General features: G+C 74.0%; 13 protein-coding genes. 10 read left to right on the forward strand and 3 right to left on the reverse strand.

Annotated elements, in window-relative coordinates; translation table 11 throughout:
* Together ACIQPT_RS21805 and ACIQPT_RS21810 are read left to right on the forward strand one after the other, a co-directional pair.
* Window positions 1-772 (forward strand): hypothetical protein (locus tag ACIQPT_RS21805; protein ID WP_401157566.1); only part of this gene is annotated, 772 nt, incomplete at its 5' end.
* Complete coding sequence (locus ACIQPT_RS21810) at window positions 769-1518, forward strand: tetratricopeptide repeat protein (protein ID WP_401157568.1); 750 nt, start codon at window positions 769-771, stop codon at window positions 1516-1518. The genes ACIQPT_RS21805 and ACIQPT_RS21810, both read left to right, overlap by 4 nt.
* A gap of 66 nt (window positions 1519-1584) precedes the next feature.
* Here the strand turns inward: ACIQPT_RS21810 and ACIQPT_RS21815 are convergent, their stop codons facing one another.
* Window positions 1585-2865: a DUF1015 domain-containing protein gene (locus tag ACIQPT_RS21815; RefSeq protein ID WP_401157570.1), complete on the reverse strand. Its 1281-nt coding sequence runs from the start codon at window positions 2863-2865 to the stop codon at window positions 1585-1587.
* Window positions 2866-2935: 70 nt separating this feature from the next.
* On the opposite strand from ACIQPT_RS21815, the gene ACIQPT_RS21820 reads away from it, so the two are divergent.
* Together ACIQPT_RS21820 and ACIQPT_RS21825 are read left to right on the forward strand one after the other, a co-directional pair.
* Complete coding sequence (locus ACIQPT_RS21820) at window positions 2936-3967, forward strand: HAD-IIA family hydrolase (RefSeq protein WP_401157571.1); 1032 nt, start codon at window positions 2936-2938, stop codon at window positions 3965-3967.
* Window positions 3968-4143: 176 nt separating this feature from the next.
* Window positions 4144-4950, forward strand: coding sequence for an ABC transporter ATP-binding protein (locus tag ACIQPT_RS21825; protein ID WP_401157869.1), 807 nt, complete (start codon window positions 4144-4146; stop codon window positions 4948-4950).
* A 138-nt stretch (window positions 4951-5088) separates the two neighbouring features.
* Here ACIQPT_RS21825 and ACIQPT_RS21830 read toward each other — a convergent pair whose 3' ends face one another.
* Window positions 5089-5436 (reverse strand): SCP2 sterol-binding domain-containing protein, encoded by a 348-nt coding sequence (locus tag ACIQPT_RS21830; protein WP_401157574.1) that lies wholly within the window; start codon window positions 5434-5436, stop codon window positions 5089-5091.
* 42 nt (window positions 5437-5478) lie between these two features.
* Between ACIQPT_RS21830 and ACIQPT_RS21835 the strand changes: the two genes are divergently transcribed.
* The 6 genes from ACIQPT_RS21835 to ACIQPT_RS21860 all read left to right on the forward strand — a co-directional run bounded on the left by ACIQPT_RS21835 (window position 5479) and on the right by ACIQPT_RS21860 (window position 11574).
* On the forward strand, window positions 5479-5832 hold the full coding sequence (locus tag ACIQPT_RS21835; protein ID WP_401157576.1) for a hypothetical protein: 354 nt from the start codon (window positions 5479-5481) through the stop codon (window positions 5830-5832).
* Between the two features lie 7 nt (window positions 5833-5839).
* On the forward strand, window positions 5840-6655 hold the full coding sequence (locus ACIQPT_RS21840; protein WP_401157578.1) for a TlyA family RNA methyltransferase: 816 nt from the start codon (window positions 5840-5842) through the stop codon (window positions 6653-6655).
* Window positions 6656-6675: 20 nt separating this feature from the next.
* Entirely contained in the window at window positions 6676-7581 is a 906-nt protein-coding gene (locus ACIQPT_RS21845; RefSeq protein WP_401157579.1) for an NAD kinase, read from the forward strand.
* Window positions 7582-7685: 104 nt separating this feature from the next.
* The gene (recN, locus tag ACIQPT_RS21850; RefSeq protein ID WP_401157581.1) at window positions 7686-9431 is read left to right on the forward strand and encodes a DNA repair protein RecN; all 1746 of its coding nucleotides are present in this window, start codon (window positions 7686-7688) and stop codon (window positions 9429-9431) included.
* A 4-nt stretch (window positions 9432-9435) separates the two neighbouring features.
* Window positions 9436-10281, forward strand: a complete 846-nt coding sequence (locus tag ACIQPT_RS21855; RefSeq protein ID WP_401157583.1) for a hypothetical protein — start codon at window positions 9436-9438, stop codon at window positions 10279-10281.
* 186 nt (window positions 10282-10467) lie between these two features.
* Window positions 10468-11574, forward strand: coding sequence for a glycosyltransferase family 4 protein (locus ACIQPT_RS21860; RefSeq protein WP_401157585.1), 1107 nt, complete (start codon window positions 10468-10470; stop codon window positions 11572-11574).
* An 89-nt stretch (window positions 11575-11663) separates the two neighbouring features.
* Here ACIQPT_RS21860 and ACIQPT_RS21865 read toward each other — a convergent pair whose 3' ends face one another.
* Window positions 11664-13289 (reverse strand): PucR family transcriptional regulator, encoded by a 1626-nt coding sequence (locus ACIQPT_RS21865; protein ID WP_401157587.1) that lies wholly within the window; start codon window positions 13287-13289, stop codon window positions 11664-11666.
* Window positions 13290-13337 lie beyond the last annotated feature (48 nt).

Here is a 13337-nt window from a genome sequence, read left to right on the forward strand (position 1 = left end):
CGTCGTGATGACGACCGGCCCTCCGGCGGAGGCTTCCGCCGTGACGACAACCGGCCCTCCGGCGGCTCCGGCGGTGGCTTCCGTCGCGATGACAACCGCGGTGGTGGTTTCGAACGGCGTGATGACCGACCCCGTGGTCCCCGTCGTGATGACAACCGGCCGTCCGGTGGCTCCGGTGGCGGCTTCCGCCGTGACGACCGTGATCGGGATCGTGATCGTGGCCCGCGTCGTGATGACGACCGGCCCTCCGGCGGAGGCTTCCGCCGTGACGACAACCGGCCCTCCGGCGGCTCCGGCGGTGGCTTCCGTCGCGATGACAACCGGCCTTCCGGTGGCTCCGGTGGTGGGTTCCGTCGCGATGACCGTGATCGGGATCGTGATCGTGGGCCGCGTCGTGATGATGACCGTGGTGGGTACCGGGGTGGTCAGCAGCGTGATGACCGTGGTGGCCGTCCCAGCGGTGGTTTCGAGCGCCGTGACGACCGTCCCCGTGGCCCCCGTCGTGATGACGACCGGCCCTCCGGCGGTGGGTTCCGCCGTGACGACAACCGTGGTGGCGGTTCCGGTGGTGGGTTCCGCCGCGACGACCGCGGCGGCGACCGGGACCGGGGCGGATACCGTGGCGGCCAGCGCGACGACCGGGACCGTGGTGGTTTCCGGGGACGCGACGACCGGGGCGGCGACCGCGACCGCGAGCCGATCAAGCGGCTGCCGATTCCGGACGACGTCACGGGCGACGAGATCGACAAGGACGTACGCCAGGAGCTCATGAGTCTGCCGAAGACCCTGGCCGAGGACGTCGCGCGCAACCTCGTCATGGTGGCCCGGCTGATCGACGAGGAGCCCGAGGAGGCGTACGCGTACGCCCGTATCGCCCTCCGGCTCGCGTCCCGTGTCGCTGCTGTGCGTGAGGCGGCCGGGTTCGCGGCGTACGCCACGCAGAAGTACGCCGAGGCGCTCGCCGAGTTCCGGGCGGCCCGGCGGATGACCGGGTCCGTGGACCTGTGGCCCGTCATGGCGGACTGCGAGCGCGGACTCGGACGGCCCGAGCGGGCGATGGCCATGGCCGGTGAGCCCGAGGTGCAGAAGCTGGACAAGGCCGGGCAGGTCGAGATGCGGCTGGTGGCCGCCGGGGCACGCCGGGACATGGGTCAGATCGACGCCGCCATCGTGACGCTCCAGAGCCCCGAGCTCGCGTCCAACTCCGTGCAGCCGTGGACGCCGCGACTTCGCTACGCGTACGCGGACGCCCTGCTGGAGGCGGGCCGCGAGGACGAGGCGCGGGAATGGTTCGGGAAGGCGCTGGAGGCCGACAAGGACGGTTCCACCGACGCGTCGGACCGGCTCGCCGCGCTCGACGGCGTCGAGTTCGTCGACGTCCTCGGCGACGACGAGGACGACGAGGAGTCTCCCGCGGACCGCGACGACGCGCGTGAGGCCGTCGGCGCGGACGAGGATGCGGACGGGGACGTGGATGACGACCAGGACGGTTCTGCGGACGGGGCCGTCAAGGGCTAGTCGCTGACGAAGAGGGGCGGCACTCCGGTCATCGGAGTGCCGCCCCTTCTTTGTTCCCATCGACCCTCAGTCGAGGGTGAGGCTCCGCATGACCAGGCCCGTGGCCGGCTTCGGGCCGAACGACGTCGACTTGCGGGGCATCGTGACACCCTGCCGGGCCAGGTCCCGGACGACCTCTTCGCGTACGGGATGCATCAGGACCGCCGTGGCGTCGAGGCGTTCCGCCTGTTCGACGGCGGCCTCGGTGTCGTGGATGTAGCCGATGTGCTCGGGCGCGTCGGGGATCCGCCACACGTCGTCGAGCAGCGCGGAGTGCAGGACCGTCGCGTCCAGGGTGCGCCAGGCGTCGGGGCGGTCCGTCCGGACGGTGCGGGCCAGCAGGGCCGGGTCGGGGCGGTCCACCAGGTGGAAGCCGCCGTCGCCGGCGAGGAGGAACGCGTTGCCCCCGGCCGCCGCTTCGTCCAGCGCTTCGAGGGCCTTCGCGAGGGGCCCTTCGACCGGCTGGACCCGGAAGAGACCGGTCAGCGCCTTGATGGCCCGGGAGACCGGCAGCCCGCGCAGGAGCCTGTGGATGGAGCGGACCTGGAGCGGGTGCCGGGCCGTGTCGACGAGGAGGACGAGGCCGTAGTCCCATGGCCCGGGGGCGGTCTGTTCCCGCTGGAGCCGGAGGTAGGTGGCCCAGCGGTGGTGGCCGTCCGCGATGAGAGCCTGGTGCCGGGCGAGGTCTGTCTCGATCTCGCTCCGTTCGGCCGGGTCCGTCACGGCCCAGAGCCGGTGCCGGAAGCCGTCCTCCGTCGTGGTGGCGAGCAGCGGTTCCCGCAGGACGGTGCGCTCGATCACCGCTGCCGCCCCGGCCGGCGGGCCCTCCTCGCCGCGGTAGGTCAGCAGCAGCGGTTCCAGATGGGCCTCTGTCGTACGCATCAGCTCCGCGCGGTCCGCGACGACGTCGTCCATGACGTCCTCGTGGGGCAGCACGATGCCCTCGGCGGCGGGGGAGAGGGCCAGGGCGCCGATCAGGCCCCGCTGGAGGATCTCGTCGTTCCGCTGCTCGTAGACGTACAGCACCGGGTCCGGGTCCGGGGCGATGATCCCCTCGGCCTGCCAGCGGTCCAGTGTGGCGGCCGCCTGCCGGTGCCGGTCCCGGGCCGTGTCGGCCTGGGGGAGGATGAGGCGCACGATGTTGTGCGGATCCGCCGACTCCAGGTGGTGCAGCCCGTCGGGCCGGACGACCACGTCGTACGGGGGCGATGTCACGGCGGCAAGGCTGCCGACCCGCTCGGGGACGTAACGCAGTCCGCGGAACGGGATAAGCCGCAGCCCCTGGCCGACGGGACCTGAAGTGTTCATCAGGGCATCGTATGTGTGCAGAGGGCATACGCGATGATCGGGGCGGAAGCCTGGAAGAGGAGCGAGTCATATGAGCCACCAGCAGGACCGGGTCCGGCCGGCGGGAAGCAGCACGGCGCTGAGCGAGGCGTACGACACGGCGCTCCTCGACCTCGACGGGGTCGTGTACGCGGGCGGCGAGGCCATCGGTCACGCCGTGGAGTCGCTGGCCGAGGCACGGGCCGGGGGCATGCACCTCGCGTACGTCACCAACAACGCGCTGCGGACGCCGGACGCGGTGGCCGAGCACCTGACGGAGCTCGGGGTGCCCGCCGACCCCTCCGACGTGATCACCTCCGCCCAGGCCGTCGCCCGGCTCGCCGCCGGTCAACTGCCGCCGGGAGCCCGGGTGCTGCTGATCGGGGGCGAGGGGTTGCGGGTCGCGCTGCGCGAGCGCGGGCTGGTGCCCGTGGAGTCGGCCGACGACGGCCCGGTGGCCGTCGTCCAGGGGTACGGCGGGCCGGACATGACGTGGGGGCGGTTCGCCGAGGCGAGTTACGCGATCCGGCGCGGGCTGCCGTGGTTCGCGTCCAACACCGACCTGACCATCCCCGGCGCCCGGGGCATCGCGCCCGGCAACGGGGCCGCGGTCGAGGTCGTACGGATCGCCACCGGCGCCGAGCCGCAGGTCGCCGGGAAGCCGTTGCCTCCGATGCACCGCGAGACCGTGCTGCGGACCGGGGCGAAGCGGCCGATCGTCGTCGGGGACCGGCTGGACACGGACATCGAGGGCGCGTTCAACGGGGGCGTGGACTCCCTGCTGGTGCTGACCGGGGTGACCGACGCGGCGCAGCTTCTCGCCGCGCCGCCGCAGCACCGGCCGACCTATGTGGACCGGGACCTGCGGGGGCTGCTGACCGGGCAGCCCGAGGTCACACCGGCCGGTGACGCGTACCGGTGCGGGGGCTGGACGGCCGCCGTGCGCGGGGACGCGCTGACCCTGGAGGGCGAGGGCGGCGCGCTCGACGGGCTGCGGGCGCTCTGCGCGGCCGCCTGGACCTCCGCCGGTGCGGGTGTGTGCGAGCTCAAGGCGGGGAAGGCCCTCGCCGGGCTCGGGCTCTGAAACGGTCCCGTCGCCGCCCGACGTCCTTGGCCCGTGAGGGTGTTGAGGGCGTGGGGCGGCGGCCCGGGGCCAGTGGCGCGAAGAGGAAGATAGGCTAACCTAACCTGGTGCTGCTCGGTGGTCTGCCCGTGCCCCGCGCCGTGCCGCTCCACCTCGCCGACTCCGGGAGTACGACCATGCAGCGCCTCACCGCAGAATCGGTGACCCTCGGTTACGACCAGCGGGTCATCACCGAGAACCTCTCGGTGGAGATTCCCGACAACTCCTTCACCGTGATCGTCGGTCCCAACGCCTGCGGCAAGTCGACCCTGCTGCGGGCGCTGGCCCGGTTGCTGAAGCCGAGCGCCGGGCAGGTGCTGCTGGACGGGCAGACCATTCACCAGCTGCCGGCGAAGAAGGTCGCCCGGACGCTGGGGCTGCTGCCGCAGTCCTCCATAGCCCCCGACGGGATCACCGTCGCCGACCTCGTCGCCCGCGGCCGGTACCCCCACCAGGGGCTGCTGCGGCAGTGGTCGCCGGAGGACGAGCGGGTGGTCGACGAGTCCATGGAGTCCACCGGCGTGGCCGAGCTGGCCGACCGCTATGTCGACGAACTGTCCGGCGGTCAGCGTCAGCGGGTCTGGATCGCCATGGCGCTGGCCCAGCAGACGCCGTTGCTGCTGCTCGACGAGCCGACGACGTATCTCGACATCCAGCACCAGATCGATGTCCTCGACCTGTGCGCCGAGCTGCACGAGACGCAGGGGCGGACGCTGGTCGCCGTGCTCCACGACCTGAACCACGCCGCGCGGTACGCCACGCATCTCATCGCGATGCGGGACGGGGCGATCGTGGCGGAGGGGCCGCCTTCGGAGGTCGTCGACGCGGAGCTGGTGGAGCGGGTGTTCGGGATGCGGTGTCAGGTGATCGATGATCCGGAGACGGGTACGCCGCTTGTTGTTCCGGCGGCGCGTAAGGCGCGGCAGGTCCGTCAAGCCGCCTGAGGGTGGGCCGGGTGAGTGCGGGTGGCGCCCCGGTGGGCGCATTGTCCTCAATCGCCGGACGGGCTTGATGTGCCGCCCCTGTGTCCTTGAAGGTGCGGCAGGACGGGCTTGATGTGCCGCCGCATGGCTTGAGTAGGGCTACAGCAGTGATTTCAGTTTCAGGAGGTCGCGGAAGCCTGCCTCCAGGCGGACGCGGCCCGAGGCCCACGCCTTCGCGAAGTTCAGGTCGCCGTCCACCAGTGCCACCAGGTCGTCGCCCGTCATCGCGAGCCTGATCTCGGCCTTCTCCCGGGGCGGACCCTCGACCGTGTCCCGCACGCTGATCCGACCGTCGGCCAGCCGGCCGGTGAACGTGATGTCGAGATCCTTGATGTGACAGCTCAGCGAGCGGTCGAGCGCGGCGGCACCGCGTACGTCGCCCTCGGCGGCTGCGAGATTGTCGGAAAGTTTGTCGAGTGCGCTGCGGCACTCCGCCATGGTCGCCATCGTGCTCGACGGTACACCGGCCCGTCGATGTAGCGTTTCGGCATGAGCGACTGGACGCCGGAGGCGGGGACACCGCCCGTGAGCACGCCCGATGAGCCGGTGACCGAGGAGTCGGCTGCCGCGGGGCCCTCCTTCGAGCCCGCCGAGCCCAGGCCCCTCGGGGTCGTGCGCACCCCCACCGGCCATGCCGCGGTGGACGCCCGGCTGGAGCGTCTGGCCGATGCGGACCACCTCCCGGCGGACGGGCACATCGAGGTGTACGAGGATGTACACCGTGGGCTGCGGTCCGAGCTGACCTCGCTGGACACCCGTCCGGCCGCCGCACCCGGTCCCGTACCCACGCCTTCGCAGCACACGCATAACGCGCATCACACGCATCACGACAACAGGAGCTGAACCCAACGTGGCAGGAGTGGCACGTCGCCGCCTCGACGCCGAGCTGGTACGCCGCAAGCTCGCCCGCTCGCGCGAGCACGCGAGCCAGCTGATCGCCGCCGGGCGCGTCACCGTCGGCCGTACCACCGCGACCAAACCCGCCACCCAGGTCGAGACGGCCGCCGCGATCGTCGTCACCCAGGACGACGGCGACCCGGACTACGTCTCGCGCGGCGGTCACAAGCTGGCCGGGGCGCTCGCCGCCTTCGTGCCGCTCGGGCTGACCGTCGAGGGGCGGCGGGCGCTGGACGCCGGGGCGTCGACCGGCGGGTTCACCGATGTGCTGCTGCGGGCCGGGGCCCGGCAGGTCGTCGCCGTGGACGTCGGGTACGGGCAGCTCGCCTGGTCGCTGCAGTCCGATGAACGGGTCGTCGTCAAGGACCGTACCAACGTACGGGAGTTGACCTTGGCGGACATCGACGGGGAGGCGGTCGACCTGGTGGTGGGGGATCTGTCCTTCATTCCGCTGGGCCTCGTGCTGCCCGCCCTCGCCCGGTGCGCCGGGCCCGACGCCGACCTCGTCCTCATGGTCAAGCCGCAGTTCGAGGTGGGCAAGGAGCGGCTCGGCAGCGGCGGAGTGGTGCGGAGCCCGGAGCTGCGCGCCGAAGCCGTACGGGAAGTGGCGCGGCGGGCCTGGGCGCTCGGGCTCGGGGTGCGGGGGGTGACGGCCAGTCCGCTGCCCGGCCCGTCCGGGAACGTCGAGTACTTTCTGTGGCTGCGGGCCGGCGCACCTGAGCTGGATCCCGCGGATGTCGACCGTGCAGTGGCGGAGGGGCCTCGTTGACAACGAATGTGACGACGAATGTGACCACGAATGCGGCACGAACCGTCTTCCTCTTGGCGCACACCGGCCGCCCGGCCGCGATCCGCAGCGCGGAGCTCGTCGTGCAGGGCCTGCTGCGCAACGGACTCGGTGTACGGGTCCTGGCGACGGAGGCGACCGATCTGCCGCTGCCGGACACCGTGGAGACGGTCACGGACACCAGCCCCGCCGCCGTGGACGGCTGCGAGCTGCTGATCGTCCTCGGCGGTGACGGCACCCTGCTGCGCGGCGCGGAGTTCTCCCGCGCCTCCGGGGTGCCGATGCTCGGCGTCAACCTCGGACGCGTCGGCTTCCTCGCCGAGGCCGAGCGCGACGATCTCGACAACGTGGTCTCCCGGGTCGTCACCCGCGACTACGAGGTCGAGGAGCGCATGACGATCGACGTCCTCGTCCACAGCAACGGCGACATCGTGCACACCGACTGGGCGCTCAACGAGGCGGCCGTGCAGAAGGTGTCGCCCGAGCGGATGCTCGAAGTCGTCCTGGAGATCGACGGCCGTCCGGTCACCGGGTTCGGCTGCGACGGGATCGTCTGCGCGACCCCGACCGGTTCGACCGCGTACGCCTTCTCGGCGGGCGGGCCCGTCGTCTGGCCCGAGGTCGAGGCGTTGCTGATGGTCCCGATCAGCGCCCACGCGCTGTTCGCCAAGCCGCTGGTGACCTCTCCCACGTCCGTTCTCGCGGTCGAGGTCCAGCCGCACACCCCGCACGGGGTGCTGTGGTGCGACGGCCGGCGGACCGTGGAGCTGCCCGCCGGGGCACGGGTCGAGGTGCGGCGCGGTGCGGTGCCCGTACGGCTGGCGCGGCTGCACCAGGCCTCGTTCACCGACCGGCTGGTGGCGAAGTTCGCGCTGCCCGTGTCGGGGTGGCGGGGCGCGCCCCACTGACAGTCGCCGCCCTCACGATGGCGTCCTGCGGCCCCCGTGACCCTCGGGAGAGTGAATCCGGGAGCGGGGGCCGTCGCGCGTCCGGCCCGGGACCTCGTAAGGTCATGTCCGTGTTGGAGGAGATGCGGATACGGTCGCTCGGAGTCATCGACGACGCGGTGGTGGAGCTGTCACCCGGTTTCACCGCGGTGACGGGTGAGACCGGCGCGGGCAAGACCATGGTCGTCACGAGCCTCGGGCTGCTGCTCGGCGGGCGTGCGGATCCCGCTCTCGTACGGGTCGGGGCCAAGGCCGCGGTCGTCGAGGGCCGGATCACGGTGTCCGAGGGCGACGCGGCGGCGCTGCGGGCCGAGGAGGCCGGGGCGGAGCTCGACGACGGTGCGCTGCTCATCAGCCGTACCGTTTCGGCGGAAGGGCGCTCACGGGCCCATCTCGGCGGCAGATCCGTGCCGGTGGGGGTTCTCACCGAGCTGGCGGACGAACTCGTCGCCGTGCACGGGCAGACCGACCAGCAGGGCCTGCTCAAGCCCGCGCGGCAGCGGGGGGCCCTGGACCGGTACGCCGGGGACGGGGTGGAGGTCCCGCACGCCAAGTACGCGGCGGCCTACCGGCGGCTGCGCGCCGTCGCCACCGAGCTCGAAGAGCTGACCACCCGGGCCCGGGAGCGGGCCCAGGAGGCGGATCTGCTGCGGTTCGGCCTGAACGAGGTCGCGGCGGTGGAGCCGTTGCCGGGCGAGGACGTCGAGCTGGCCGCCGAGGCGGAGCGGCTCGGGCACGCCGAGGCCCTCGCCTCCGCCGCCTCGCTCGCGCACACCGCGCTGGCGGGGAACCCGGAGGATCCGGAGGGTGTCGACGCCACGACCGTGGTCGCCGCCGCCGGGCAGGCGCTGGACGGGGTCCGGGCCCATGACCCGGCGCTGGCCGCGCTGGCCGACCGGATCGGGGAGATCTCGATCCTGATCGCCGATGTGTCGGGCGAGCTGGCCGGGTACGCCGACCAGTTGGAGGCCGATCCGCTGCGGCTGGCCGCCGTGGAGGAGCGCCGGGCCGCCCTGACCGCCCTGACCCGCAAGTACGGCACGGACATCACGGCGGTCCTCGCCTGGGCCCAGGAGGGCGCCGGCCGGCTCACCGAGCTGGAGGGCGACGACGAGCGGATCGGCGAACTGACCGCCGAGCGCGACGGGCTGCGGGCCGAACTCTCCGTACTCGGACAGACGTTGACCGACGCGCGTACGGAGGCCGCCGCCCGGTTCGCGGAGGCGGTGACCGAGGAGCTGGCCTCGCTGGCCATGCCGCACGCCCGGGTCTCCTTCGCCATCCGGCAGACCGAGGCGGCCGACGAGGCGTCCGGCATCGACATCGGCGGGCGGAGTGTCGTCTACGGCCCTTCGGGCGCCGACGAGGTGGAACTGCTGCTCGCCCCGCACCCCGGGGCCCAGCCCCGGCCGATCGCCAAGGGCGCGTCGGGCGGTGAGCTGTCCCGGGTAATGCTCGCGGTCGAGGTCGTCTTCGCGGGCTCCGACCCCGTACCGACGTATCTCTTCGACGAGGTCGACGCGGGCGTCGGCGGCAAGGCGGCGGTCGAGGTCGGGCGGCGGCTCGCCAAGCTCGCCCGGTCGGCCCAGGTCGTGGTCGTGACCCACCTGCCGCAGGTCGCGGCCTTCGCCGACCGGCAACTGCTGGTCGAGAAGACCGTGGACGGCTCGGTGACCCGCAGCGGTGTCACCGTCCTGGAGGGCGAGGACCGGGTGCGGGAGCTGTCCCGGATGCTGGCGGGCCAGGAGGACTCCGAGACGGCCCGCGCCCACGCCGAGGAGCTGCTGGCCACGGCCCGCGCCGACGGGTGAGGGCATGAGCCGGGCGGTTACGGGGGCCGCGGGCCGGACGCTCACTGGGGTGGTGGCGGCGAGCGCGGCCGCCGGGGTGTACGGGCTGCTGCGCCGCCGCACCGACGCGGCGTTGCAGCGCACCAACCGCGCCGGACGGACCGTCACCCTGTACGCCGGTCCGGCCGCCGTCATCGGTACGGCCGCGGGACTCGCCGTCGCCCCCGGGCCGCCCCGGGAACGCCTCGCCGGGGTGCTCGCGGTGCTGGCGGCCGGAGGCTGTGGGGCGTACGACGACCTCATGGGCGCCGATGACCCGCGCCGGGGGTTCCGTGCCCATCTGGGTGCGCTGCGGCGGGGCGAGGTGACCAGCGGGGCCGTGAAGCTCATCGGGATCGGTGCCGCGGGGCTGGCCGCCGGGCTGCTCGTCGAGGAGCGCGCCGTGGACGGCGTGCTGACCGGAGTGGTCGCCGCGGGCACCGCCCATCTCGTCAACCTGGTCGATGTCACGCCCGGGGCCGCTGTCGGCTGCGTAGCGCTTCTCGGAGCCGCGGGGGCGGTGGGCGCGGCGAGGCCGGCGGGAGCGGCGGGCGGTGCCACGGCCGTTGCGCCGCTCGCCGTCGCGGGCGTGCTCGCACCTGCCGACCTCGGTGAACGGGCCATGCTCGGGGACACCGGGGCGCACGCGCTCGGCGCGGCCCTGGGGTTGGCCCTCGCCCGTTGCGCCGGACGGTCCGGACGGCTCGGGCGGGTGGCGCTGGTCGCGGGTGTCGTGGCGGCCGCGGCCGACGGCGACCGGGTCAGCCGCCTCGCCCGGCGCGTCCCGAGGATGCGGAGGCATGCGACGGGGGACGCGGGAGCGGGTCGGTGAAGTCGGCGGGCGACCGCTAGGAGGCAACTGCGCGCCTCCGGATTCACCCGTGAGGGTGGTGCGGTGTGGTCGGTTGTCGCCGTGACTGCGGCAGCAACGTTACGGCGGTCCCGGAACGTGCGTACGGACTGGCATCCTTGGCGCTGTACTTACCGCCGACTCCGGAGCCCCGGGGAGCCAATCAACGTGTCACAGCTGCGTACGGTCCAAGTCCTGGGCGGCGGCAGTGCGGGCAGCAGCGCGCACGTCGGTTCGCTGGCCGCCGGGCTGGTGGCGCGGGGCGTGCAGGTCACCGTCTGCGCCCCGCCCGCCGTGGACCGCGCCTACGATTTCACGGCGACCGGAGCCCGCTTCCTTCCGGTGCCCCGGCGCAGCGATCCGGCGGCCGTCGCCGCGCTGCGGGCCGCCTGCACGGGGGCGGACGTCGTCCACGCCCACGGGCTCCACGCGGCAGCCCGCACCGCCCTCGCCCTCAGCGGGCGCGCCGTGCCCCTGGTGATGACCTGGCACACGCGGCGGTACGCGGAAGGCGCCCGCCGTCAGATCCTGCATCTGCTGGAACGGCGCGCCGCACGGGCCGCGGCCGTGGTCCTCGCCCCCTCCTCCGACCTGGTGGACCGGGCCCGCGAGCGGGGTGCGCGCGATGCCCGGCTCGCCCCCGTCGCCGTCCCGCCCGCGCGCCCGGCAGCCGACGTCACCGCCGACGACGACGGCAAGGTGCGGGCCGAACTGGGGGCGGTGGACCGGCCGTTGCTGATGGCCGTCGGCAGTCTCGTACCGCATCACGGCTTCGGCGCCCTGCTGGACGCGGCCCGCGTCTGGCGCGCTCTGGACCCCGTGCCGCTGCTCGTCATCGCGGGGGAGGGACGCGACCGCGACGCCCTGCAACGGCGGATCAGGGACGAGGAGTTGCCCGTCACCCTCATCGGACGCCGGGACGGTGTGGGGGAGTTGCTGGCCGCCGCCGATCTGGTCCTGCTGCCGAGCCGGTGGGAGGGCCGCTCCCTGCTGGCGCAGGAGGCGCTGCGGGCCGGGGTGCCGCTCGTCGCCACCGCGGTCGGCGGTGTGCCCGAACTGGTCGGCAGGGCGGCTGAGTTGGTGCCGTACGGCAACGTCGATGCCCTCGCCCGTACGGTCGTGCGGCTGCTCGGGGACCCGGCGGCGCGCGCCCGGCTCGCCGAGGCCGGGCGGGTGCAGGCGGCGGGCTGGCCCACCGAGGACGACACGATCGCCCATGTGCTCAGCGTCTACGACGAGTTGGCGCAGCCCCTGGCGACGGGGCGGACGCGCTGAGCGGACCCGGTGGGGCGGATGCGGCCGGGCGGGAGTGGCGGGCCGAACTGGGGGCGGGTGCGCTGAGCCGTTGCGTACGCCCCGGCCGGTCAGGTCGTGTGGCGGCGGGCCCGCAGCGCCAGGCTCAGCGCCAGCACCGTCTGCGGGTCGTCCAGGTCCGTGCCCAGCAGCTCGCCGATCCGGGCGAGGCGGTTGTAGAGCGTCTGGCGGTTGAGGTGCAGCTCGCGCGCGGTCTCCGCCTTGCGGCCCGCGTGCGCCAGATACGCCTGGAGCGTCGGCAGCAACGGCGGGCGCGAGGTGCGGTCGTGTTCGCGCAGCGGGCCGATCGCCCGGTTCACGAACGCCGCCAGGTCCGGATGGTCCCGCAGCCGCCACAGCAGCAGGTCGATGTCGAGCCGCCGGGCGTCGTACCAGGGCCGGTCGTCCAGGCCCTGCGCGGCCGTCGCCGTCTCCGACGCGTGCCGCAGCCCCGCACCTGCCGCCGCCCAGCCGCCCGGGACGCCGACCACGACCACCGGCGGCTGCGAACCGGCCCGGTCGAGACCGGCCCGCTCCACGCCCGCCCGCAGCGCGGCGGCCACCCGGTCCGCGACCGCCGTGCGCTCGCCCTCCGAGCGCAGCCCCAGCAGCAGCGGAACCCGCCCCTCCACGGGCCGTACACCGAGCAGCACCGGGACCCCGACCGAGGCCAGCTCCTCCAGGACCGCACGGGCCAGCAGCGCCCAGTTGCCCGACGGGGACAGCTCGGGGGCCAGCCGCATCACCACCGGGAGGAGCGGGGTCTCGCCGGGCCGGAAGCCGAGCACCCGGGCCTGGGCGGGGGCGTCCTCCGGGGCGATCCGGCCCTCCGCGAGATCGGTGAGGAAGTCGCCCCGGCCCCGGGCGGCCAGCTCCTCCTCCTGCCGGGCCTGCATCAGCACGACCGCGAGGAGCCCCGCCGCACGCTCCGCCGCCATCCGGTGCACCGTCGCCAGCGGCCCGGACACCGCGAGCAGCACCAGCCGCGCCCGTACCGAAGCGGTCTCGGGCCCGCCGCCGGGCACGTCCACCAGCACGGCACCGGTCGGCGGGCTCTCCCGGGCCGCCCGGTCGCCGCGCATGCCCTCCCAGACCTGGAGCGGGTCCGCGCCCACCGGGCCGGTCCCGGTGGACGCCGCGTACAGGAGCTGGCCGTCGGGCGTCTCCAGGAAGACCGGGTTGGCGGTGAAGTCGGCGAGTATCCCGAGGACCTGCGGCACCCCGCCCCCGTCGAGCAGCGCCCGGGTGGCGCGCCGGTGCACCTCCTCCGCCTGCTGGAGCAGCGCGTAGTGCCCGTTGACGATCTCGGTGTGCACCTCCTCGGTCACCGCGACGAACGGCACCTCGCGGTGCAACTGGACCAGCGGGAGCCCGGCCGCGCGGGCGGCGTCCACGATGGAGGCGGGCAGCCGGCCGAACCGCGGGCCGAGCTCCACCACCAGGGCCGCGATGCCCCGGTCGGCGAGGCGGCGGACGAAGGCGCGCTGTTCGGCGGGGCGGGCGCCCAGGCCCAGTCCCGTGGTCAGGAGCAGCTCGCCGCCCTTGAGGAGGGATGCGATGTTCGGGACCTCGCCCGCGTGCACCCAGCGCACCGTACGGTTCAGCCGGTCGGCGCCGGCCACCACCTCCGGGAGCCCGGCGCGCAGCCCCGGCAGCTCCAGCGCCCGCTGCACGGTGATTCCGCTGTGGCTCTCCACGTACCCGGCCCGCTTTCCCCTGGTGCCCAGCCCGCTTCCCGGGCGGTC

The organism is Streptomyces sp. NPDC091289 (assembly GCF_044757365.1).
Classification (GTDB): Bacteria; Actinomycetota; Actinomycetes; order Streptomycetales; family Streptomycetaceae; genus Streptomyces.